We start from the raw sequence: 24,381 nt of genomic DNA, 5'->3' as shown, positions 1-24,381 counted from the left end.
GTAAGTACAAGCTCAAACAGTCCTTATTTGCAGTTTTACGAACTTGAAGAGCCAGAAATATGATTCTGCATGGGTTCAAAGATGCAGTCGCAGATGCGACCGCACCCGTCTAACGACAATTCTATTTCAGCGAGGCCGCGAGCAGCATGCCGGAGCCTCCTCCCAAGCCGGGGCCGGGATGGGTCGATGCGCCGATATGATAAAGACCGGAAACGTGGGTGCGGTGGTTGACCGATGACTTGAACGGACGCCAGATGAAAAACTGATCGACGCCGCAGAAGCCGCCATAGGGGTCGCCCCCCACGAGGTTCATATTCATGGATTCAAGATCGGCTGGTGAATACGCCTTGCGGGCGATGATCGTCTCGGCAAAGCCTTCGATGTGCTGGGCGAGGATGCGTTCGACGCGGTCGGCATAGTGTTCGCGCAGTTCGTCGGTCCAGCGGCCATCGGCAGGCGTGGCGAGTTCTCCGGCAGCATCGCCTTCGATGTGTCGCGGGGCTTCAGGCAATTGTAGCCAGAGGATCGCCTGGCCTTCCGGCGCGCGGGATGGGTCGAGCGCGGTCGGCTGGCCGACGCAGATGGTCGGCACCGCTGGTAGCATGCCCCGGTCACATTCATTGGCCGCACGAGACACACCGTTGAGGCCCGGTGTAAGATGCAAAAGCGCTACTTTCGACAGGTCCGCGCCACCCTTCCAGCGCGGCGGTGACTTGAGCGCGTAGTGTATCTGCATGTCGCCCTTGCCATAGCGATAAGTTCGCAGTCCATCGGCAATATCTGAGGGCAGCGGCCTGCTGGAGCCCTTCAGCAGGCGTCCATAAAGCTGGTTGGGCGTGACCGATGCAATGACACCCTTGCCTGCCTCCAGCACCTCGCCATCGGTAAGCTTAACACCCGTGGCCTGTCCTTTGTGGTCCTCCAGTATTGCATCCACATCCGCGCCGGTGCGAATGGTGCCGCCCTGATCCGTAATGAGCTGCGTGAACGCCTTGACGAGATTTTCGGCGCCGCCTTTGACAATCGGACAACCCGCCAGTTCGATGGCAAAACCGATGACCCGGAGCATTGCCGCAGAATAAGTGCTTTCGGGATTGAGCCCGCAATGGAGGACCCAAGGGGCAAAGAGCCCGCGCATCACATCCGACTGATAGGTGGTTTCAAGATGATGGCGGCCATTGACGAGCGCCTCGCCGAACCATGCCGCGAGATTGCGGGGGCCGCGTTTCCAGGCTTCCTTCAGCACGGTTTTGAATATGCCGCCGGACCAGAGCGAGCCGCCTAGCAGCGAGAACATGAAGGGTGCGTCGGCACCCATCCGGTCCATCTCACGGGCAAAGGACTTGCCGTCGCCCTCGGCGAGCGCGTCGAAGGCAGCGATGTTGGCTTTACGGTCTTTGGACAGGATTGCATGTCGCCCATCCGCCAGTACGACGCCGGTGGGCAGGTCTGCGTGGGCGAATTCGAGGCCTCGCGCCTCCAGATCCTTGCCAAGCGCAGCATAGGCGGGCGAGGTCAGGAACAGCACCATGGTTGTTGCCATGACGTCGTGACGGAAGCCCGGTGCAGTGATCTCTTCGGTACGCAGGCAGCCACCGAGCCGGTCATTGCGCTCGAGCAGCAGAACCTTTTTGCCCTTTTTGCCAAGCATGGCGGCCGCTACCAGTGCGTTTATGCCGCTGCCGACCACGATATAGTCATGTGCCGTCATAGTGTCGTCGCTCCCCGAAAAATAGCCTCGCGCTGGCTCGATTCCGATTACTTTATTACCCGTGTTAGCGCGCGTATCGGCGAGCCTGTTCACTCGAGTCCAACTGAGAATTTTGCGACATGGCGCCCCTCATTCGCTTCTTAAAAAAGCTTGATATGGATTTTCTTGAAGCTTAAAAGATATCATATGTGAATGCAACGAAATGCCTGCTCTCAAAGGTGAACTTTACAACATATCGGGCCTTCAATATCCGCGATGACCTGATGATTTAAATCTGCGAGGTCAGAAGCCTGCCGAGATCGATCTACACTATTATATGCATTTGAAAATAATGGGGGCCTGAATGAGTGGACATGACGTTGAGTTCGATGCGGTGGTCGTAGGCGCGGGGCATAATGGCCTCGCTGCGGCGGTGCATCTGGCGGCAAAGGGTTGGCGTGTTGCTGTTGTCGAAGCGGCAGCTTCTCCTGGCGGGGCGGTGAAGACCCTGGAGTTGACAGAGCCGGGCTTCCGTCACGACTGGGCTGCCATGAACCTTTCGATGTTCGCTGGCTCAGCTTTTCACGCAACCTATGCCGCGGATCTTGCTGCACAGGGTCTCGAATTCGTACCGGCGCAAAATTGTTTTGCCAGTGTCTTTCGCGACGGTACTCATCTTGGCGTTTCCAGCGATGTGACGGTAACGAATGCAAGGATTGCGGAACTGTCGCCCGTCGACGCCGAGGCGTGGGCGACTATGCTTTCTGATTTCGAGCGCAATGCGCCGCATATTTTCGGCCTGCTCGGCTCGCCGATGCCTTCCCTGTCAGCGGTAAGGACAGTCTGGAAGGCCTACAGGTCGCTCGGCATGGATAATCTCTGGCGTATCGCGCAGCTTCTGCTGGCGACGCCACGTGATTTTCTTGACGCGAATTTCGAAAGTCCCAAACTCAAGGCCATGATGGCCGCTTGGGGTCTGCATCTTGATTTCGCGCCCGACGTTGCAGGCGGAGCACTGTTCCCCTATCTCGAGTCAATGGCAAATCAGGCGTTCGGCATGGTTATTGGCAAGGGAGGCGCAGATACGATCATTCGCGCGATGGCGGGTCTCCTGCACGAGAAGGGGGGACAACTCATTCTGGGCCAGCGTGTCGATAAGATCAGTCTCGACAAGGCCGGAAGAGCGACGGGCGTGGTGTTGTCCGACGGACGCACTTTGAGTGCGAAGCGGGCGGTGATCGCCAACCTCAATCCCAAGGTGCTGTTTGACAGTGGCATGTTGCCCCAGTCGGCGGTCCCGCAAAAAGTCCACAAGGCGACGAATGCTTTTCGGGCCGGACCCGGCACGATGATGATCCACCTCGCCATGGACGAGTTGCCAAACTGGACTGCGGGCGCTGAACTCAAGCGCTTCGCTTATGTTCATATTGCCCCGGACCTTGCCATGATGGCGCGGGTTTACGCGGAAGCTATGGATGGATTGCTGCCTGGAGAACCGGCCCTCGTGGTTGGCCAGCCCACGGCCATTGATCCATCGCGTGCACCGGAAGGCAAGCATGTTCTCTGGGTGCAGGTCCGTGTCCTCCCGGCGGAGATCAAGGGCGATGCGATGGGAGAGATCGCTGTTGCGGATTGGAACAGTGTGAAGGACGCCTATGCCGATCGGGTCATCGGAATCCTTGAGCGCTATGCGCCCGGGATCAGCGGCATGATCCGGGCGCGCTCGGTCTTTTCACCCGCAGACCTTGAACGTGAGAACGCCAATCTTATCGGCGGTGACAATTTGAGCGGCTCACACCATCTCGATCAGAATTTCCTGTTCCGCCCCATTGCAGGATACTCGCGCTACAAAACGCCCGTCCGCTCACTTTATATGTGCGGCGCCTCCACCTGGCCCGGTGCTGGCACCGGCGCCGGCTCTGGCTTCATGCTTGCAAAGATGCTTGCCGGAAACTGATGGGTGGCGGGGTCAGGTTCTGACTCCCAATCCGACTATGTTGAATATCGCGCCAACGCGAACTGTTCTATTGACCAGGACGGTTGGCGCAATTCTACCAGATCCGCGATAATACGAGCCATGCCCGGACCTATGCCGAAACCGTGGCCGCTCATTCCTGTGGCAATCGTAAGCCCGCTTATGCTGGCTTGATCCACGACGGGCAACACGTCTGGCATGGTGTCGATCATACCAGCCCAACTTCGTATAATGCGCGGTGTCCCGATCTTCGGAAATGCCGCAGCGAATTGCTTGAGAACCCGGCCGAGCTCTTTCTGGTTGGGCTTCGGATCCAGTACACGGCACCGCTCAAACGGCGTTTCGTCTATTTTCGACCAGCGTCGGCGCGTTCGCCATGCATCTGGATAATTCTGCGGAGCGGAAAGCCGGAACCGCGTGCTTGTAAAGTCCTCACGCAACTGCGGAATATAAGCTGAAAAGTTTCTGAAGGCATCCGGACCGATGAAGAAATCATGTGTGGACCAAGGTGTTAATGTGTAGCTCCCGTCAGTGCGACGCCGGAACGCGATGCGGTCATCGGCGGCAGCGGCATCGTGCGGCGCTGTCGCCAGTTCTATCTGCAAGGCAGAAGATAGGACGGACAGTTGGGGGAGATGAATATCGTGCCGTTTCAAAAACAGGGCGCTCCACGCGCCAGCCGCAACTACCACTCTCTCACATTTTACATAGCCGCTCTCAGTGGCGACACCTTGAATGTGATTGCCTGTAATGTCCAATGTGCGAATGGCGCAGTTTTCGCGAATGATGACACCGTCTTCAGCGGCTGCCTGAGCCAATGTCGGGACCGCAACGAACGGTTCAGCCATAGCATCGGACGGTGTGGTCATGCCGCCAATCCAGCCTCTACCTTCGGATATCATCGCGCCAACTTCGCGTTGGGATAACATGCGCGTATCGACGCCGTATTGGCGCGCACCGTCGAGCCATTGCTCGAATTTTGCGAGCTTGGCTTTGCTGCGTGCGAGATAAGTGATGCCTTTCTGGCGAAAGCCGATCTGCTCGAGGATCTTCTCGTTTAAGCTTTTCCAGAGAGGGATCGTGTCCATCATGATGGGCAGTTCTGCGTAATCACGACCCTGTTGACGGATCCAGCCCCAGTTTCGGCTGGATTGCTCGCCAGCGATGCGACCTTTCTCGCAGAGAAGGACCTTCAATCCACGTTTCCGCAGTTCCCAGGCCGCCATAACTCCGATGATGCCACCGCCGATGATTGTTACGTCAACAACATCAGGAAGGGGGCCATCGAATTGCGGAGTGTTATCAAGATTAATAGGAAATGCAGACATCGGATTTCAGAATCTCGTGGGGCTGTATGGTGTAATATCGATAGCAGGCGTACGTTCGCCGACCAGATCAGCAACAAGCTGGGCGGTTATAGCGGAGAGAGTCACTCCCAGATGCCCGTGTCCGAACGCATAGATCACGTCGCGGCATTTATGGGCTCGACCGATCACCGGTAATGTGTCGGGCGTTGAGGGTCTATGGCCCATCCATTCAGATGTCGGGCGCCAGTCCTTGAGGGCTGGTACGGCCATCATAGCCTCCGGCAGTAGCGCGCGAATGCGCTTGTAGTTTGGTGGTGCTTTCAGTCCCGCCAGTTCATCGCCGCTTATCAGGCGCAACCCGTCATGCATTGGAGACAAAACAAAGCCTTTGCCGGGAATGACGACCGGACCACGTAACAATGACTGGGACCCTTCACCGAAGCTGATGTGGTATCCGCGTTCGCTCTCAAGCGAAACCTTGTCTCCAAGTTGCCTTGTTAAAATGGAGGACCATGCACCCGCTGCAATGACCACACGATCAAAGTGCTGCTCTCCGGAGAAAACCCGGAGCGCGACGCCGCCCCGTTCTGAAGGTCGAACTGAGCTGACGTGCTCGCGAACGAAGGCCGCACCAAAAGTATGTGCTGTTTCCAGATAGACGCTTGCGAGTTTCTTCGGAAAGCGGACATTTCCTGCTTTCGGCTGATAGAGGCCCTTAAAACACGAAGCGGGATTGAGCGCCGGTTCAAGATCCAGAAGCGAGGATTGGCTAAGGATTTTGTGGCAGACGTCGTGACGTTCCATAAGTTGGCGTTCAAGTGCAGAGCTTTGGAAATCCTTGGCGCTGTCATAGACTTTCAGCCAACCTTCTTGCGTGATCAGATCCTTGACTGCAGCAATCGCCGTCAGTTCCTGATGCGCGACCAGAGCTTGGGAAACGAGAGGATGCATCGCTGCAGCAATGCGATCAACCGCTGTTGTGGTGCCCGCCGCGATGAAGCGCTTTATCCAAGGCAGCGCTTTCGCGGTATGATGAAGGCGCAAGACTGCCGGAGAGTTGCGGTTAAATATATAGGTTGGCAGAGAGCGGACCACCGCGGGTGTTGCGGTGGGCGTAATCGAACCCGTGACAATAGCGCCCGCGTTTCCATAGGAAGTCCCGGCCCCCGGCTCCTCATCACCAAAAACCGTGACGCTGTGACCTTCTTTGGCAAGAGTGAGTGCGGCGCTACATCCGACAATTCCTGCGCCTATGATGGCAACAGAAAGTCGTTCACCGTTTTGCTGACGATGCTGCATGAGGATCGATCTATCTCAATTGTGCGACGAAGGTCGCGTCAGTGGTGGAGGACTTTGCTCAGGAAATCGCGCGTGCGCTCATTTTGCGGGTTCTTGAAGAAGTTTTCCGGTTCGCCGCTTTCAATAATCGAACCACGATCCATGAATACGACACGATCCGCAACGCTTCGGGCGAAACCCATTTCGTGGGTGACAACCATCATTGTCATGCCTTCTTTGGCAAGGCTGACCATGACATCCAGCACCTCGTTGATCATTTCAGGATCAAGCGCTGACGTAGGTTCATCGAACAGCATTATCCGGGGCTGCATGCAAAGTGAGCGCGCAATGGCGACACGCTGCTGTTGACCACCCGACAGCTGGTTCGGATAATTATTCATGCGGTCGGCGAGGCCTACTTTGGCAAGCAGTTCCCTGCCGCGTTTCTCGGCTTCGGCTTTTGATAATCCACGCACATGAATGGGAGCGAGGGTTACATTCTCAAGTGCTGTCTTGTGCGGATACAGATTGAACTGCTGGAAGACAAACCCGACTTCCATGCGCAACTCACGCAAGGCAGCTGCCTTAGAACTCAGATCAATGCTGTCTACGACAAGCTTTCCAGACTGAAAGGCTTCCAGTCCATTGATACATCGGATCAGAGTGCTCTTGCCGGAGCCGGAAGGTCCGCAAACCACGACGACTTCGCCCTTGCTGACTTTCAGATCGATATTGTTGAGCACATGAAGCGCGCTGCCGAACCATTTGTTCAGACCCTGAAATTCAATCATTAGACCTGTCCAATTACAAAATAGGAGATTGCGTGCCGCGTTCGATGCGACGTGAAAGATAGATCATCGGATAGCAGACGATAAAGTAACCGATACCGACGACGCCAAAGACCAGCAGACCGTTAGGAATATTCTGTACGATCATCCAGCCGGAGCGGGTGAGGTCCATGATACCGATCGCGGAAACAACAGAGGAATCCTTGACGAGCAGGATGAATTGTCCAACCAGAGAAGGACGAACAATACGCAAAGCCTGCGGCATGACGATCAACCGAAGCTGTTGAGCATAGGTGAAGCCCGACGCAATTGCCGCCTCGGTCTGCCCGCGCGGAACCGCCTTGATGCCGGAAGCAACGATTTCACCGATAAAGCACGCTGACAGATTCGAAAGTGCTATCACGCCCGCATTGAATGCAGAGAGTTCAATCCCAATCGTTGGCAGAATGAAGAAGCAGATGAAAACCTGAACCAGAAAGGGCGTGCCGCGAAACAGATCGATATAGAACCCGGTTATCGCTGATAGCCATCGATTTCCGCCGGCGCGGAGTACTCCAAGGATCAGTCCAAACACCATCCCGATGACGAGGGACAGGAGTGACAGCGCAACGGTCATCCCAAGGCCCTTCAGCAGAACGGGCCAGAAGTTCAACAAGCGTTCGACTTGAAACCAAAACATATGCGCCTCCTGTTAGCGTTCCGGCATGCGATTGAAACGCGACCAGGTGCCAGCCATTGCCTTGAGCAGATAATAGATCAGCAGGAAGCCCGCAGCTGTCGCTGCAAGCCCTTCAACGGGCATGAAGCGATCAAGCGCGATCTGTTGCCCGACGCGGGTAAGCTCAACGACGGAAATCAGAGAAAGAAGGGACGAATCCTTCACAAGTACGATTGCCTGTCCGATCATCGGCGAAATTGTCGGTCGCACCGCCTGCGGCAGAACGATAAGGCGCATACGCTGCATATAGGTGAAGCCAGAACTTAAAGCCGCTTCGAACTGGCCGCGCGGAATGGAAAGGATGCCCGAGCGAATAATCTCAGCAACATAAGCACCGGAATTGATTGACAGGGCTATGATGCCGATGACCATTTCCGGCAGGATGATGCCTAGACGCGGCAGCCCGAAATAGAGAAAATAGAGTTGTGCGAGCAGCGGAGTCGCCCGGATAAGATCGATATAGGCAATGCCGATCGTACGCAGCCAGCGGGTGGGCTGGATGCTGAGCGCACAAGCAACAATGCCTATGATCATTGCGCCGGTGAACCCGGCTGCCGACAACATCAATGTATTCAGAAAACCCTGCCAGAGATCTGGGAGATATTCCGAAATGACCCGTATGTTCAGATTGCCAAACATGTCTCACCGGTTGGATTCAATTTTTGATCAAAGGTGCGGAACGGAATGGTTCCGCACCTCTGTCGGTATCAGTGGTCAGCTTGCCACTTGTTTGAATTGACCCAATAATCCATGTTTTCTTTCAAACGGCCATCGAGCGTCACGTTGTCAAGAAACAGGTTCGTCCAGATCATCAGGTCCTGAGAGTCGTAGCGCACTGCATAGGCAAGCGGCTCTGCGCTAAGCATTTCCGGAAAGACTTCGAATGTGCCTTCAGGATAGTTTTGCACTTGGGCCGCGACCGCCGTGTTGTCGTTTACACCGCATTGGGCTTGGCCGGATGCAACCGCGTCAAGAACCACCGTGCCGCCGCCCTTGAACGCCTTCACGGTCGCTTCTGGGAAGTATTTCGGCATGTTCTTTTCCGCAGTCGATCCGAGAATGACAGCGACTGTCGTTCCAGGCTTTTTGCAGTCTTCCACACTCTTGAAGTCGCCGCCTGCAGCGGTGAAAGCGACAGTGCCGACGTGAATCCATGGCTTGGTGAACGCAACCTTGGTCGCACGGCTCATCGTGGCGGTCATGTCTGCTGCCAATATGTCAGCCTTACCGGAAAGGAGCGCCGGGATGAGTCCATCCCAATCGAAATCGAGATATGTTACCTTAACGCCCATTTCCTTGGCCATCAGTTCGGTCAATTCAATGGCGCTTCCTGTCCGCTTACCGTTCCTGTCCATGAAGGAATAGGGTGGGCCTTGGGTTTGAACCGCAACGCGCAGTTCGCCGCGGGCGAGGATATCGTCAAGTGTTCCAGCGTGCGCTGTCGTGGTCTGCGCAGCTGCTCCCATGAGCGCAACAAACATTGCAGACGCCATGAGTGCATTGATTTTCTTCAACATTTTGTTTCAGTTCTCCCTCGTTAGGCAATAGTCGGTCGTCTCCGCGCAAGGCGGCCAAATAGAACGGTCCTTTTGGTGGCGGATTATTGAGCCTGCTTGTCGCTCTCTTCGTCTTCCCATACACCGCGCGGCAGGCTCAGCCACTTATTATGGGATTTCATGACAACGAAGGTCTCGCTGCCTTGAATTGTTCCTGGCTCTGCCAGTCCGGGCAGCAACTCACTCGTCACCCGGTATAATTCTTCCATATCTCCCTCGAACATCACTTCGCAAAGAATGTCGTATCTGCCGGTGACGATACTGACGGAAGTGACGAAAGGCAGCTCGGACATCTTTCGCGCGATTTCGTCGAGACGGCCCTGTCCATTAGCGTGAATGCCCATCATCGCGACGACAAGCTCGGGACGCTCCGAAACGTTCACAACGCCGGAAATCTTGAAAAGCTTATTCTCGATAAGGTTTTTCAGCCGTGCCCGAATTGTGGGTGGGCTGAGCTCAAGCCGCTCGGCGATCTGGTTGGCGCCATCGCGTGCGTCGTCTGACAGAAGCTTGACGAGCTTCCGGTCGATTTTGTCCAGCAATGCACGCATTTACCTAACGCCCCTCTTATTTCGTTGAGGCATAGATATTTCAATATGATGTGCGGCGTCAACAGAAATTTTCTAATAGAAAAAAAATCAGGTCGATTATTTTGGTTTTGGAAAAGCGCAAGGCCATTCAGTTCGGCGGCTTGCCCCATCCCGTTTCATGCGTTGTGGCAGAGATCGAGATGGGGAAGTGCTGATTTTTGTCTGACAAAGCGCGTGTCAGATCATCGAACGACTGAGGCCCCCGTCGATTGGCAATGCCACACCGTTGACATAGCTTGCCGCCTCGCTGGCAAGGAACGCCACAACCTCGCCGAATTCCTCCGGTGTGCCATAGCGTCCGACGGGAATTTCTCGCTGGCTCTCGGCAGCAATGACCGCTGGATCTACACCGCGCTCGGCGGCATCCAACTCGTCCAGACGGGTTGTACGCCCGGTCGCAAACCGACCCGGCATGACGACATTGACGGTTACGCCATCTCCAGCCACTTCAGTGGCAAGTGTCTTGGCCCATCCCGCGAGGGCTGATCTTAAGGCATTGGATGCAGCCAGATTGGGAATGGGTTCCCGGATGCTTGTCGAGGATACAGCGATGATCCGACCGAAATGACGTTCCCGCATGGCTGGCAGATAGTGAGCGGCGATCTCGATCTGGCTGAGGAACATGCTTCTGATCTGCGTGCTCCAGTAGGCTTCATCATATCGAGAGGCTGCGATCGGGGCGGGGCCGCCGCCGTTCAGAAGCAGGATATCGATGCTGCCAATGGCTTTGTCTACATTTTCCATCATTCTGGTGACACTGGCAGCATCGGTCAAATCGCAGGTGAAAGACGTCACCGAGCCAGCATGTGTGCCAAGGCGCTCTTCCGCTGCGCGCATGGCGACCTTGTCCCTGCCGACGAGTGCAACATTCACGCCGCGCCTTGAAAGAGCCTCTGCAACGCCCAAGCCGAGTCCTTTGTTTCCACCCAGAAGAAGTGCAGTCTGCTTTTTGTGATTCATTTTGATACTCGAACTCTGGAACTGGTGATTGATCTGACTGCATTGACGATCACGGCGATATCTTCATCGGTAGTGCTCAAATGTACGGAGGCTCGAAGTAGTTCCGAAATCCCGCGTATCGACATGTCGTAAGGCGTGTAGCCCGGTCCGTTCATGCCGACGTTGATGCCCAGATCAGCGAGATGTTGTTTTACAGTCGCGCAAGGAAAGCCATCAATTACAAAGGTGACGGCAGCGCCTTTACTGTCTCCAAGATCAAGCAAATGGACGCCCGGTATTTCAACAAGTGCCCGACGAAGAACGCTCGCTTTGTGATCCAGATCCAGTCGGATACGGTCCACACCCAAAGCGAGGGTTTGTTCTATTGCTTTCCCGAGGCCCAGTTTGAGGGCCACCGATTCCTCACCAAACTCAAAAGCCCGAGCGCTGTTTGCCACCACAACGTTTCCGGTGCTCAAGGTTGAGGACAGGTTGTCGATGCTACGCGGCACTATTTCTGCTGCAAGGCGGGGAGAAATATAGGCCAATGCCGTTCCGCGCGGCCCGCGTAGAAATTTCCGCCCGCACGCGATCAGAGCATCACAGCCTAATTCGGCAACATTGATCGGCACCTGTCCAATTGCCTGACTGGCATCGATGATAAAAAACGCTGATGAACCGGCCTCACGAATGGCGGCGCCAATCGCGGCCGCAGGATTGATCAATGCACTTCCTGCTCCAATCCAGGTAAGAGCGACAATGCGCACCTCCGATGAGAGGTTTTCAAGGAGCGCAACGGGGTCCACAGCGCTCGTATCATCCGAAGTCATCAAGGAGAGCGAAGCGCCGCTCAAATCTGCGGAGCGTTGCAGGCATAAAACATTGCCAATCCATTCCTGACGGCTGACAAAAATCTTGTCGCCGGCAGATAGCGGTATCGAAGCAATCAGGTTGCCATAAAGCTGACCATGGCTGGTTCCGAAGGCGACATCCTGTGGCGAGCAGCCCAGCAGTTGTGCTGCCGCCTGATAGGTGTTCTGGATGGCATCGGATGCAAACGCACCAGCCTCCATTGGACCGCGTTCCGCTTCGACGCGCAGATGATCAACGACCGCTTGAACCGTTTCGGCGGATGGCAGCCCCGCGCCGCTATGATTGAAATGCACGACGGACATTTGCAGGTCCCTTGATCAACGAATGTGAAAAACGGCTTCAACTTCGACTGGCACGTTGGCTGGCAGCCCCGCCACGCCAATGGCAGAACGCGCATGCTCGCCGCGTTCGCCGAAAACCGCGTTCATGACCTGCGAGGCGCCATTGCCGATCTGCGAATAGGCGGTGAACCCAGGTACGGCATTGACGAAGACCGTAAGCTTGGCCAGCCGGACGACGCGATCAAGATCGCCATCGAGTGCTGCATTCGCCCAGAATATGACATTCGCGGCGCAAAGTTTCGCGCTCTCGAGTGCGGTTTCTATATCAATATCGCGACCGACCTGACCGACATAAGCAATGTCGCTGCCCTTTTCGGGTATCTGGCCTGAAACATAGAGAAAATTATCGACTTTCGTTGTTGGCGAGAAGGGCAAATCAGGCCGGGCTAGATTGGGCCAGTCGATACCGCAAGCAGCCAATTTATCTTTATAGTGGGACATGTGATGCTCCATTTCCTGGTTTCTGGTGTGATATTGCCAAAGGCCTCGCCCTTCGTGTACCCTTATAATTATTAGTAAGGTATAAGGATTCATTATGGACGCGAGTTACGATCTCAGACTTCTCAGGATGTTCATCGCCGTTGCCGAAACGGGCGCCTTGAGTAAGGCAGCGGATCGTCTTGCGCGCACACAGGCTGCCGTCAGCATGCAATTGCAGCGGATAGAAAAGGAGCTGGACAGGGAACTGTTCACGCGATCCTCGCGCGGGGTTTCTCTGACTGAGGCTGGAGAGGCCTTTCTGGCTTATGCGCGGAGGGTCATTGCACTCACGGAGGATATGCAGCGTGGATTGGTCGATAAGAAACTGGTGGGTCGTATTCGGCTGGGTCTCTTCGAAGATCTCGCTGTCACGCGTCTTCCAGGCGCGATTGCCCAGTTCCGGCAAAAGCATCCGTCGGTTGACATTGAGCTCAGTTCATCCAATTCGGCACAGCTTGCGCGATCCTTTCATGAAGGGCAAACCGACATTGTTGTCGCCGATCCCGCTCGGTTCGCTCTGCCGCCGCTCAGTTTCATATCCTATCAACTGGTCTGGTGTGCAAGCCGATTGCTCGACGTGGACGAGAAGAGCCCGCTTCCTGTCGTTCTTTTTGAAACATCCTGTTCGTGGCAGGACCGGATGATCGCGTCCCTCGCAGAAGCAGGCATTGCATGGACCGTTGGCTGTCGCGTGAAAAGTTTACCCGCTATGTTAACGGCTTTGCGGGGAGGATTGGGCGTTGGGGTGCTGTTTTCCGAAGCAGTCCCATCAGATTGCCAGACGATCAATGGAAGATACAACCTGCCCATAGCGCCGGTCGCCGAATTTGGCATATACACAGTCGATGCCCCTTCACCGCTCGTCAGCGAACTCGCGAAATCGCTGGAGACGCTATCATAACGTCTCGAAGCTGAAAGCCCGGCGGAAGGATAACGCAATATCACGCCTGACGGCTGTCGAACTCTGCCTGGAGATGCCGGATTGTATCCATATGCTCAACCGTCCAGTGATAGAGGCTCGCGAAGGGTGCCTGTAGTGAACGCCCCAGTGGGGTCAGAGCATATGCTAGCAATGAAGGAATGGGGGAAAAGCTACATCGAAGAGAGACACATCGTGTCCTAGACTAACCGCAATCATTTGATTTGGAGGACTACCAGAATACAAACATTGCGACGGCAGCTGCCGCCATCGCGACGGTCGCAATCCATCCGAACAATCTTGTTGCAAAACCTATCGTGAATTTGCCCATTTCATCACGCCTGCTCGCTACGATCATCATGGCCGCCATTATTGGAACCACGACGATACCGTTGACAACCGCACTCCAAAATAATGCAGCAATAGGGTCGATGGGAGAAATCGCAATTGCAACTCCCACCAGGAAAGCCAGTGCGATTACGCCGTAGAATCCAATCGCTTCCCAGGGCTTGTTCGCCAGACCGCATTTCCAACCTTGGGATTCGCCAAAGGCGTAGGCGACCGAGCCCGCAAGCACAGGTAACGACAAAAGCCCAGTTCCAATAATCCCCAAACTGAATATGAGGAAAGCAAAATCTCCTGCCAATGGCTTGAGGGCTTCGGCGACCTCGGCTGCGGAACTAACTTCGGTCTTTCCGGACGCATGCAGGGTTGCCGCTGTGCTCATGATGATTGCGATTGCCACAATATTAGAAACAGCCATGCCAGCGAAAGTATCGATACGAATACGTTTCAGTGCCTTCGTTGCTTCTGTGGGATCTCTACGAAGCGGCTGCTCATCTTTTGAATTGTCGATTTCTTCTACCTCCTGAGAGCTTTGCCAAAACAGGAGATATGGGCTTATGGTCGTTCCGAAAATTGCAACGATCATCGTGAGGCTTTCGCCTTGGAGCGGAAAGTTTGGCCAGAAAAAGCCTTTTAAAGCTGCCCACCAGTCGACATTCGACACGAACAATACTGCGACATATGCAAGTAGAACAAGCGTGAGCCATTTGAGATAGCGAGCGTAAGTTTCATAGGTTATGAAGAGCTGCAATCCGAGCGATAAAACCCCAAAAGCCAACGTGAACACGACGGGAGAGCCGTTTGTCACCAGACTGGCGGCTGCGCCCATGGCAGATAGATTGGCACCCATATTGATGGTGTTGGCGATCAGTAGCAGCGCAACAAGCGAAAGCAGCGCCCAACGGGGAATGATTTCGCACAAATTTGCAGCGAGCCCCTTACCGGTAACTCTACCAATCCGGCCGCTGACCAGTTGGATCGCCGTCATAAGTGGAAACGTAAACAACATGCTCCACAGCATGTTGTATCCGAACTGGGCACCTGCTTGCGAATAGGTTGCTATGCCGCTCGGGTCGTCATCCGCTGCGCCGGTAATGAGGCCAGGACCCAGCTGCTTGAAAAGCGCTGCGCGACGCCAGCGTGGGAGTGTTTGATTGATGTCCGAAGATGAATCATCACTTGCGTCTTTGGGCACGACCATATCCTAATCCATGGACACCATAGGAATCCTATGATTTTCGCTGGGTCGAACAATTGGCGGGCAAATTTGTTCCAATGCCGGATCGCTTGTGATGCCATGAACATGCAGGAACAAAGGCAATCGCTTGCGGTTGGGAAGAGCGGCTTTGAGCCGCTCTGACGTGACGTCTGCGGTACATGCGAGATTGAGGCATATAGGATTGAGCCACGAAGAACTGGATATAATTGCTGAGAAAGCGCGTGTTCGCTATCTAAAAGCTCGCAATCTTCTTATTCTGGAAGCAGCGATTTCGGCTCTGTTGGACACCGAAACGCCCCATGAAGCTGCCGCTATTTTGCGGGAGCAGGCTGATCTGCTGACCCGCTATCTATAACGTATCCCACAATTTGTTGTCGATTATCCGGCTGAGGAGATAACTCAGATTTTCCATTTGTGTTGATTCAGAAAACCAGAATGGCTGTTCGTCCGGAATCTCTTGATAAATCCGAAGCCTATGGCAAATCCTTGGTGGCGGAGAAGTCAATTTATCGGGGCAATGTCGAATGGGCGATTTGAGACAGCTGAAGTTCGGTTTTCTCAGACAATGCGTTTTCGGTGCAGAGACGGCGTCAACCAAAATCGACTGTGGCAAACGTCGGTTGGCGAGTACAACCGCGCTCGGTCGGATTTTCTGCGCGCTCATGGTTTCTGCGACAGTTATCGGTTCGCCCTTGATGGTCAGAAATGCTGATGCACAACAGCAATCCGGGACTGGTGGGGCAGGTGGAGCTGAAGGTACGCCGCCGTCGCATTACGATGCGAAAGGCAACCCGGGTGGGCAGGGATTGGGCGCTTCCGCTACATCGGGCGGTGGCGGTGGAGGAGGAGGGGCCGGTGGCGCCGCGGGCGGTGTTCATAATGGCAATCATGCTTCCTCGACAAGTGGCGGCGCCGGTGGCGAGGGTGCAAGAAAAGCTTACGGCGGCGCTGCGGGCATCAACGGTATTTTCGGATATTCAGGAGTTTTAGCGCCCGATTTTCTCGTGGTGCACGGCTTCGATGGCGATAGCGGCAAGCCCGGCGAGGGTGGGAAAAAGGGGCAAGGCGCTTTCGCCACCGGTAATGGCGCTTCGGGCGGCGGCGGTGGTGGCGGTGGGGGTGGTGGGAACGGCGCGATCTTCACCGATTCCGTGACGACGCTTTCCGGCCAGACCTTCATCGGCGGCGCGGGTGGGGCTGGTGGTGGTGGCGGGCAGGGTGGCGATGGCGTGACGGTATGGAACGTTTTCACCGTTACGCCCGGCGAGGGTGGCAGTGGCGGTGGCGGTGGCGGCGGTGGTGGTGGGGGTATCGGCATTTCCACATCGTCCGACCTCACGGTCAGCAACGGCAGCACCATTATGGGCGGCAATGGTGGGGCAGGTGGTGCAGGCGGGATTTCTGGCATGCACGCCGACGAAAACACTAGTGGCAGCGTGATGGTTTGCGAGGACGATGAGGGCGAAATTGAATGTTCAAGCCCCATATCGCTCCCATCTGCTCCCTACGATACCCTGACAACAGGTGGCGGACGTAGCGGTAATGGCGGCGGAGGCGGTGACGCTATCAGCTCCTTCGGCCAGTCTACGATCGCGATCGAAACAGGTGTTACCGTAAAAGGCGGCGATGGCGGAAACGGCGGAGCGAGCCTTCCGGGTGGCAATACAGCTTCTGATGGTGGCGATGGCGGTCGTGGTGGAAATGGTGTTACCGCGACGGCAACGGCTGCTGCGGTTTCGAATGCGGGCACGATTACAGGTGGAAACGGTGGTGATGGCGGTCGCGGCGGCGGCGGTGCAGACACTGGTGGCAATGGCGGCCGTGGAGGTGATGGTGGCATTGGCGTTTCCATGGCCGCGGGGGGCACACTGACCAACAGTGCCGGTGCAAATATTACGGGCGGCAATGCAGGGGCGGGCGGAAAAGCGCCTTCCACGCCGTCATCGCCACCTTCCTGGTGGTATAATGGAACCGACGGACAATCTGGTGCTGCCGGTGTTGGGGTCTATTTCTTTTCGGGCGACGCAACCCTTTTTAATGCCGGAACGATTTCCGGCGGTGTCAATCAGGACGGTTCGCGTGCCGTCGCCGTGCAATTCACCGGCAGCAACAATACGCTGGTTCTGGGGGCCGGTTACGCCTTCAACGGCAAGGTCGTCGCGGATAAGAACGGCCAGAACACTTTGGTTTTTGGTGGGGCTGGTGCGGCCCAGTTCGACCTGACCGGTTTTGAAAAAAGGTTTCAAGGATTCGATGCGCTCGAAAAGCGTGATACCAGTGCGTGGACTTTGACCGGGTCGCCCGAAACATTCAACGGAAACCTCGGCATTCATGGCGGCACGCTCGCCCTGACTTCGGGCGCGCAACTGAATGCCGAGAATGTTGTTGTAGGGTCTGCTCAGGGCGAAACGGCATCCGGGCAAGTAAGCGGCATCGGCACTAGTCTTAATGTCAGCGGAACATTGTCGGTGACGGGCTATGGCAACGACTCACTTGGCATAGCGAATGGCGGCAGGGTGAATGTTGGTGGAGACGTCGTTGTGGGCGACACGCCATCCGTTGTTGCCGGCCCAGAAAACTCGTTGACTGTCAGCGGAGCAGGATCAAGCCTTCATGTCGGTGGCGCCGTCAATATCGGTGATCTGTTTTCCATCACTGAGGGCGGCGTGGTGTATGGCGGTCAATTGATGCTTGGGGCAGGCGATCCCGGCAGCAACACAGCGCGGGTCCTGGTGGACGGGGCCGGTTCGCTTCTGAATATCGCCGAAGTCAATGTGGGCTATGTCGGTAATGGAACACTGACCGTTTCCAATGGTGCACGCATTGGCTTGGCGGCAGGCGGCAGCATCGTGCATGTTGGACAGAACGGAGCGCAGGGCACAGTGAATATTGGCGCGGCTGCGGGCGAGACAGCGGTCGCAGCCGGAACGATCCACAGCACCGTAGTGCTCGGTAGTCAGGGAACGCTCAACCTTAATCATGATACCGCTGGCTACCGCTTCGATACAACGGTGCAGGGCACTGGCACAATCAATTTTCTGGGCGGTGGAACCACAATCACTGGTCCGGGATTGGCCCAGTTCGCCGGTCAGTCGACCGTTTCCAACAGCAGTGTCGTGCTGACAAGTTCGGCTGTTGTCGGAGGCACGATCACAGTCAATGCGGGCGGGACGATCAGCGGTTCCGGCACTTTGGGCAACACCACGATCAACAATGGTGGCAAGATCGCACCGAGCTTGCAATCGCAGTTGACGGTCAATGGCGACCTGACGCTTCAAAGCGGTGGGACATTTGTCTACGGGCTTGGCGCTTCCAATGCGGAGAAGGCGGCGTCCATTCAGGTTAACGGCGATCTGGCGTTGAACGGCGCGACGCTGAAAGTCGATGGAAGTTCGACCAGCTCGCTGCTCGGTTATCATCGCATGATTTCCTATAGCGGCGCCCTAACGGAATCCAATGGCGGTTTGATAGTCGGCGAGACGCCGGCTACCGGTCCCATCGCGTATAATTATAGCATTGAAAGCGCGCCAAACGCCGTGGACCTTCTGGTCTCAGCCAACGGCCTCAATATTCTTCAGACCTGGGGCGATACCGGCACATGGTCCGCAACAGAACAGAACTGGTACGATCCTGTCGGCGGTAATCCTTCGCTTCTTTCCCAATGGGGAAGCGGCTACGCGGTTTTCCGCGGTACTGGGGGCACGGTCACGCTGGATGGAACGCAAACAGCCGTCGGGCTCCAGTTCGCAGGCGGTGACTATACGATCACGGGTGGCGCGGCCCTCAATCTCACCGGCTATTCGGACAATGTCATAACCATAGCCGTGCCGGAATTGCGTGTGCTGGCCGGTGAAACCGCAACTATCGCATCGACGATTACAGGCAGCGACGGGCTGGAGAAAACCGGCGACGGCCTGCTTGTTCTGTCGGGTTCCAACAGCTATTCCGGTGATACGATCATCAGTGCGGGAATATTACAAGTTTCTGCCGCGAATAATCTGGGACAGGCCACCAATGGACTGACGATCAACAATGGCACGCTGCAGACGACTGGCGCACTCTCGCTCGCCAGCTTCGTGTCATTGGGCGGTGAAGCGGCATTCGACGTGGCGTCAGGGACCCAACTGCAACTGAGCGGAAGTATTTCCGGCGCGGGTTCGCTGACCAAGCAGGGCGATGGAACATTGCTCGTCGGAAATGCGGCGAATAGCTGGTCCGGCGGCACGCTGATCGAGGCTGGCACGCTCCGTATGGCGGCCAATACACCCGGCGCGCTGCCGAACATGACCGAGTATCTGATGACAGGCGGCACGCTCGACCTTAACGGCAATGTGCTCACCATGCGTTCCTTGTGGGGAAGCGGCGGCACAATCTCCATCGATAATGCGAGCCTCACCGTCAATCAGGATGAGGATACGGTTTTTGCGGGCGACATCACCGGCGCGGGCGTCAATAGCAGCCTGACCAAGGATGGAGACGGCATTCTGGTCCTGACAGGCAGTAACGGTTTTCAGGGCGAGACCAATATTCTCGGCGGCACGCTTGCCATATATGAAGCGCAGAATATCGGTACTGGTGCAGCGGCCATCCAGATCAGCGATGCGGCGCTTGCCACGCTCGGCAACATCACGCTCACGCGGGACGTCGAATTGTCGGGAACGGCAACCATCGACACCTTGCTTGCGACGGCACTCAATCTGACCGCCGATGTGTCTGGCAATGGCGCATTGTACAAGGAGGGGGCGGGTTCGCTCATTCTCAGTGGTGACGCCACCCATGGTGGAGGCACGACCGTTGCCAACGGCTTCCTCCAGATTGGCAATGGTGGCGCAACGGGTTCAGTTGCGGGAAATATCGTCAATAATGGCGGTCTCGTATTCAACCGGCAGAACAGCTACACCTATTCGGGTATGGTTTCGGGTGCAGGCGCGCTGATTCAGGCAGGCGTGGGTACGACGGTTCTGACCGGCGACAACAGCTATACCGGCAATACGTTCATTTCTGATGGCACATTGCAGATCGGTGACGGCGGAACGACAGGCTCCATCATCGGTGGGATTTTGAACGAAGGTGTTCTGGCAGTCGACCGCTCGGACAGTTACAGTATCGAAGGCCTTATCGTCGGAACTGGTTCGTTCGTGCAGGCCGGGTCCGGTACGACCATCCTTGCAGCCGACAACGCCTATTATGGCGGAACGACGATCGCCAATGGTGTGCTGCAACTCGGCACAGGTGGCAATTCCGGCTGGATCGAAGGCAATGTCGTGAATGATGGCGCACTTGTCTTTAACCGTTCGGATGCGGTGCTTTTCTCCGGCGATATCAGCGGTAGTGGTGGGGTAAACCAGATCGGGTCAGGCGCCACAATCCTGTCAGGTGACAACAGCTATACGGGCGGCACCTCTATCACCTTGGGTGCGCTGGTTATCGGCAATGGCGGCACAACCGGCTCCCTTATGGGCAATATCAGCAATAACGGCATTCTGGGCTTCAACCGCTCCGACACAATGACCTTTGCAGGTGCCATCAGCGGTACGGGTAGCGTGCAGCAGATCGGCACAGGCACAACCATTCTGACTGGCAGCAACACCTATACCGGTGCGACGACGATTACCGCCGGTCGTTTGCAGATCGGTGATGGGGGTACGTCCGGCTCGATCACAGGTCACGTCATCAATAACGGAACACTGGCGTTTGATCGGTCCGACACCGTGACATTCGACGGAATGGTGTGGGGTGACGGCAAACTGGAGCAGGTGGGCAGCGGCGCTCTCGTTTTGACGGGCCGCAACCAGTATGGCGGCGGCGTCACCGTATCCTCCGGCACACTGCAACTGGGCGATGGCGGTGAAAACGGCACGCTTGCGGCAAATGTCGAGAATAACGGGCAGTTCGTCGTTAATCGTTCCGGAACGGTTGTGCTGAAAGGCGATATTTCCGGCTCGGGTTCGTTTGAGCAAATCGGCAGCGGCGTGACGGTGCTAGCCGGCAATAACAGCTATGGCGGCGGAACTACGGTGAAGGCCGGTATGCTGGTGGTCGGACTTGGCGAAACGGGAAGCATTGCCGGTAATATCGTCAACAATGGCACGCTCGCCTTCAATCGCTCCGACAATTATGCCTTTTCGGGAGCCATTTCCGGGTCTGGCGCGTTCTGGCAAATCGGTGAAGGCACAAGTGTTCTGAGCGGTAACAACAGCTATTCAGGCGCGACGGAGATTTATGCCGGTCGTCTTGCGGTCAACGGCTCGATTGCGTCTTCATCGCTGGTCACCGTCCATGCAGGCGGTGAACTTGGCGGAAACGGCATGGTTTCCACCACGCATATTGACGGTGGCACGCTTGCGCCCGGCAATTCCATCGGCACGCTGACGGTCAACGGCGACTTGAGCTTCACCGGCGCATCGACCTATGCCGTGGAGGTTTCTGCATCGGACGCCGACCGGGTCAATGTCAGCGGTCAAGCCGATCTGGGCGGGGCGATGGTGGCCGCGACTTTCGCGCCCGATAAATATGTCATGCGTCGCTATACGATTCTGAACGCGGAAGGCGGAATTGGCGACAGCCGGTTCGGCACGGAATTGACGACGGATCTGCCTCGAAGCTTTACCTCTAACCTGAGCTACGATGCCGATAATGCCTATCTTGATCTGACCTTGAACCTGACGGGCCTCAACGTGAACCAGCGCAATGTCTCTGCGGCGCTGGTCGACTATTTCAATCGGGAAGGTCAAATTCCGCTGGCTTATGGTGGGTTGGATGCGGAAGGCCTGACAGTCACATCGGGCGAACTGGCGACCGCCGTACAACAGACAACCGTGGATGCGATGAGCCAGTTCATGACGACGCTGACCGATCCGTTGGTGGCGGGTCGAGCGACTTCAGCTACGCGCGATACGTCCGACCCGTTTATGGGACGATGGAATCTGTGGGGCGCGGGTTATGGCGCTTCGCGTTCGCTGGATGGCGACAGCATCATCGGTTCGCATGATCTGCGCAGCAAGATCAACGGTGTGGCCGTGGGTGCGGACTACCGGCTGTCACCCGACACCTTGCTCGGCTTTGCCGTGGCTGGCGGACATGGCAGTTTCAGTCTCTCCGATGGTCTGGGCAGCGGTGATTCCGATCTGTTCCAGCTTGGCCTTTATGGCCGTCAGACTGTCGGAAACGCTTATTTCAGCGCGGCGCTTGCCTATGGCTGGCAGGATATAGAGACGGAACGCGCCGTCGCATTGAATGGCGTGGATACATTGCAGGCCGACTATAATGCCAATACATGGTCAGGCCGTTTGGAAACTGGCTATCGTTTCGATACGCCATGGATCGGGATTACGCCCTATGCCGCTGGGCAATTCGTCAACTTCAACCTGCCGTCCTATGCCGAAAAGCTCAACGGCGGTCGGGATAGCTATGCGCTGGATTATGCATCGAAACACGAAACAGCCGGTCGCAGCGAACTGGGTTTAAGAGCGGATAAATCCTTCGTGCTCCCTGACGGGGTTCTCACCCTTGCAGGCAGGGCTGCGTGGCTGAGAAACTTCAATAACGACCGTGCCATGACGGCTGTATTTGCAGGATTGCCGGGAGCCGGTTTTGTCGTGAATGGCGCAACCATGCCCCGCGACACCGGGCTCGCCAGTGTTTCAGCGGAAATGCTCTGGAACAACGGGCTGTCATTGGGCGCTGCATTCGATGCCGAATTTTCCGGCAATAGCAGTAACTATGCCGGAAAAGGTATGCTGCGCTACCATTGGTAGCACCGACGGTCGGGATGTTTTATGAACGCGGGGCCTTGGTCCAGTGGCCCGCGCCACCTGTATTGTAGAAATCAATGTCAAAGCCCTGCACTTGCCCCTGATCGAGTTTGAAGACGATGGAGGCCAGCGAACCGACCAGTTCGGCCTCTCCGACCGGGACAAAGGCGAAAGTGTCGCCGTCCCAATGTTGTAGTGGGAACTGCATTTCCTTCGGACCGAGCACCAGCGTCAGCGTTCCGTTGATCTCCCTGATTTCCGTCTTGCCGAAATAGGCGTTGCCGAAGCTGCCGGTATAATCCTGCAAGGTTTTGGCCGGGACTGGTTGGGCCGGCTTTTCCTTGAAGGACAGGTCGCCTTGCGGTTGGAAAAAGCCTTTCATGACGCCATTATAGGCGGCAAACCAGTCGCGAGAGGATTTGCCGTAAAGTGCAGTGTCGGTGAACTGCGCCACGACAGATTCCGCAGCGCCCACCGGTGCGCCATTCGTCAGGACAATAATGCCGATATCGGCTGACGGCACGATCTTGAAGGCGGTGCCTGCGCCGAGCAGGAAAGCGCCGGAGTGTCCCATGGATGGCCGTCCGCCCAGTTCCGTATTGACGTTGAAGCCATAGCCGTAAAAGCCGGAACGCGCGCTGGTGTCATGTGCCCGCGCGCTGAACGACTGCGGCGAAAGTGCTGGCAAGAGCGCGTCTTCGGTGATCATTCGCTTGCCCTTGTATTCGCCATTGGCGAGCAGCAGTTTCAGCCACTCCGCCAGATCAATGACATTGGATGAGACACCGCCAGCTGGCGCCTGTTCATCCGCATTGCGTTGCCCGAGCGGCAAAAAAGCGTCATTTTGATAAACATGCAATGCGGCGCGGTTGGCATGCGCCGTATAATCGGCATAGCGATAGCTGGTCGATTTCATGCCAAGCGGCTTCAGCAGCTGCTCATCGGCGAGTTTTTCCCACGGTTCACGCGCCGCTGCGGCAACGGCTTCCGCGCCGATGGTCGTACTGAAATTCGCATAGTGATAAGAGGTGCGGAACGGATCGAGCGGCAATTGCTGCAAGCGGGCAATGACATCGTTGCGCTTGAAGCCCAGGTCTTCCAGATCGTCACCCGCCGTACCCGGCAGGCCACTGCGGTGTGCAAAGAAATCCCCGATTGTTCCGTTTTCAGAAACATAGTCATTGGCGAGCTTGAAGCCGGACAGGTGTTTTGCCACCGGGTCGTCCCATGCAACCGTGCCCTTTGACACTTCAATGGCGGCGACCGTCGCAGAAAGCGACTTGGAAATAGAGGCAATCTGGAAAACAGTCTCGGCATCGACCGCGGCCTCTTTGCCGACCTCGCGTTTGCCATAACCCTTGGCGAAAACGGTCTTGCCGCCGCTCACGACAGCAACCGCCATGCCGGGAACGTGGCTGCGTTTCATGATGTCGGCAACAATCTGTGGCAGGGCCTTGAGGGCTTTCTCTGTGCTGCCCTTTGGAATCTGTATCGCGTCGGCAGCCGGATTTGGCTGGTTCTGTATGGAAACCGACTGCGACAGGGCTGCTGTCGAGCAGCCAAGTGCAAGCAGGAAGGCAAGGATGATGGACGATGTTCTGGTTCTCAT

17 protein-coding genes are annotated in these 24,381 nt (G+C 56.2%); 4 read left to right on the top strand and 13 right to left on the bottom strand.

Translation table 11 applies throughout. The annotated features are described in order from the left end of the window. Window positions 1-121 precede the first annotated feature (121 nt). Window positions 122-1,711, bottom strand: coding sequence for a phytoene desaturase family protein (locus tag FIC94_RS16600; RefSeq protein ID WP_140025595.1), 1,590 nt, complete (start codon window positions 1,709-1,711; stop codon window positions 122-124). A 343-nt stretch (window positions 1,712-2,054) separates the two neighbouring features. Here FIC94_RS16600 and FIC94_RS16595 point away from each other — a divergent pair, with 343 nt between their 5' ends. Further along, window positions 2,055-3,647, top strand: coding sequence for a phytoene desaturase family protein (locus FIC94_RS16595; protein WP_140025594.1), 1,593 nt, complete (start codon window positions 2,055-2,057; stop codon window positions 3,645-3,647). A 35-nt stretch (window positions 3,648-3,682) separates the two neighbouring features. Here FIC94_RS16595 and FIC94_RS16590 read toward each other — a convergent pair whose 3' ends face one another. The 10 genes from FIC94_RS16590 to FIC94_RS16545 form a co-directional block, all read right to left on the bottom strand. Further along, entirely contained in the window at window positions 3,683-4,993 is a 1,311-nt protein-coding gene (locus FIC94_RS16590) for an NAD(P)/FAD-dependent oxidoreductase (protein WP_140025593.1), read from the bottom strand. A 6-nt stretch (window positions 4,994-4,999) separates the two neighbouring features. Further along, complete coding sequence (locus tag FIC94_RS16585) at window positions 5,000-6,271, bottom strand: NAD(P)/FAD-dependent oxidoreductase (protein WP_140025592.1); 1,272 nt, start codon at window positions 6,269-6,271, stop codon at window positions 5,000-5,002. Between the two features lie 38 nt (window positions 6,272-6,309). After that, window positions 6,310-7,041 (bottom strand): amino acid ABC transporter ATP-binding protein, encoded by a 732-nt coding sequence (locus FIC94_RS16580; protein ID WP_140025591.1) that lies wholly within the window; start codon window positions 7,039-7,041, stop codon window positions 6,310-6,312. 13 nt (window positions 7,042-7,054) lie between these two features. Beyond that, window positions 7,055-7,717, bottom strand: a complete 663-nt coding sequence (locus FIC94_RS16575; RefSeq protein ID WP_140025590.1) for an amino acid ABC transporter permease — start codon at window positions 7,715-7,717, stop codon at window positions 7,055-7,057. 12 nt (window positions 7,718-7,729) lie between these two features. Beyond that, window positions 7,730-8,395 (bottom strand): amino acid ABC transporter permease, encoded by a 666-nt coding sequence (locus FIC94_RS16570; protein WP_140025589.1) that lies wholly within the window; start codon window positions 8,393-8,395, stop codon window positions 7,730-7,732. A 68-nt stretch (window positions 8,396-8,463) separates the two neighbouring features. Beyond that, window positions 8,464-9,273 (bottom strand): ABC transporter substrate-binding protein, encoded by an 810-nt coding sequence (locus FIC94_RS16565; protein WP_171317717.1) that lies wholly within the window; start codon window positions 9,271-9,273, stop codon window positions 8,464-8,466. An 83-nt stretch (window positions 9,274-9,356) separates the two neighbouring features. Beyond that, window positions 9,357-9,863, bottom strand: coding sequence for an Lrp/AsnC family transcriptional regulator (locus FIC94_RS16560; RefSeq protein WP_109366156.1), 507 nt, complete (start codon window positions 9,861-9,863; stop codon window positions 9,357-9,359). 216 nt (window positions 9,864-10,079) lie between these two features. Then, window positions 10,080-10,862, bottom strand: a complete 783-nt coding sequence (locus FIC94_RS16555) for an SDR family oxidoreductase (RefSeq protein WP_140025588.1) — start codon at window positions 10,860-10,862, stop codon at window positions 10,080-10,082. After that, a complete protein-coding gene (locus tag FIC94_RS16550; protein ID WP_140025587.1) occupies window positions 10,859-12,016 on the bottom strand; it encodes an aminotransferase class V-fold PLP-dependent enzyme in 1,158 nt (385 codons plus the stop codon). Before FIC94_RS16550 ends, FIC94_RS16555 begins: the two co-directional genes overlap by 4 nt. A 15-nt stretch (window positions 12,017-12,031) precedes the next feature. Next, the gene (locus tag FIC94_RS16545) at window positions 12,032-12,496 is read right to left on the bottom strand and encodes a RidA family protein (protein WP_171317715.1); all 465 of its coding nucleotides are present in this window, start codon (window positions 12,494-12,496) and stop codon (window positions 12,032-12,034) included. Window positions 12,497-12,590: 94 nt separating this feature from the next. On the opposite strand from FIC94_RS16545, the gene FIC94_RS16540 reads away from it, so the two are divergent. Then, a complete protein-coding gene (locus FIC94_RS16540; RefSeq protein WP_140025585.1) occupies window positions 12,591-13,436 on the top strand; it encodes a LysR family transcriptional regulator in 846 nt (281 codons plus the stop codon). Window positions 13,437-13,686: 250 nt separating this feature from the next. On the opposite strand, the gene FIC94_RS16535 is transcribed toward FIC94_RS16540, so the two are convergent. Then, window positions 13,687-15,000 carry an Nramp family divalent metal transporter gene (locus tag FIC94_RS16535; RefSeq protein ID WP_140025584.1) on the bottom strand — a complete coding sequence of 438 codons (1,314 nt, stop codon included), beginning with the start codon at window positions 14,998-15,000 and terminating at the stop codon, window positions 13,687-13,689. Window positions 15,001-15,199: 199 nt separating this feature from the next. On the opposite strand from FIC94_RS16535, the gene FIC94_RS22485 reads away from it, so the two are divergent. Together FIC94_RS22485 and FIC94_RS22760 are read left to right on the top strand one after the other, a co-directional pair. After that, window positions 15,200-15,373, top strand: coding sequence for a hypothetical protein (locus FIC94_RS22485; RefSeq protein ID WP_180918021.1), 174 nt, complete (start codon window positions 15,200-15,202; stop codon window positions 15,371-15,373). A 265-nt stretch (window positions 15,374-15,638) separates the two neighbouring features. After that, window positions 15,639-22,775 (top strand): autotransporter-associated beta strand repeat-containing protein, encoded by a 7,137-nt coding sequence (locus tag FIC94_RS22760; protein ID WP_180918019.1) that lies wholly within the window; start codon window positions 15,639-15,641, stop codon window positions 22,773-22,775. A gap of 19 nt (window positions 22,776-22,794) precedes the next feature. Here FIC94_RS22760 and FIC94_RS16515 read toward each other — a convergent pair whose 3' ends face one another. Next, window positions 22,795-24,381 (bottom strand): serine hydrolase, encoded by a 1,587-nt coding sequence (locus tag FIC94_RS16515; protein WP_140025581.1) that lies wholly within the window; start codon window positions 24,379-24,381, stop codon window positions 22,795-22,797.

The sequence above is a fragment of the Ochrobactrum teleogrylli genome, assembly GCF_006376685.1.
Taxonomy (GTDB): domain Bacteria; phylum Pseudomonadota; class Alphaproteobacteria; order Rhizobiales; family Rhizobiaceae; genus Brucella; species Brucella teleogrylli.
Note: the sequence above shows the minus strand (reverse complement) of the source record. Positions and strands in the feature narration are given on the sequence as shown.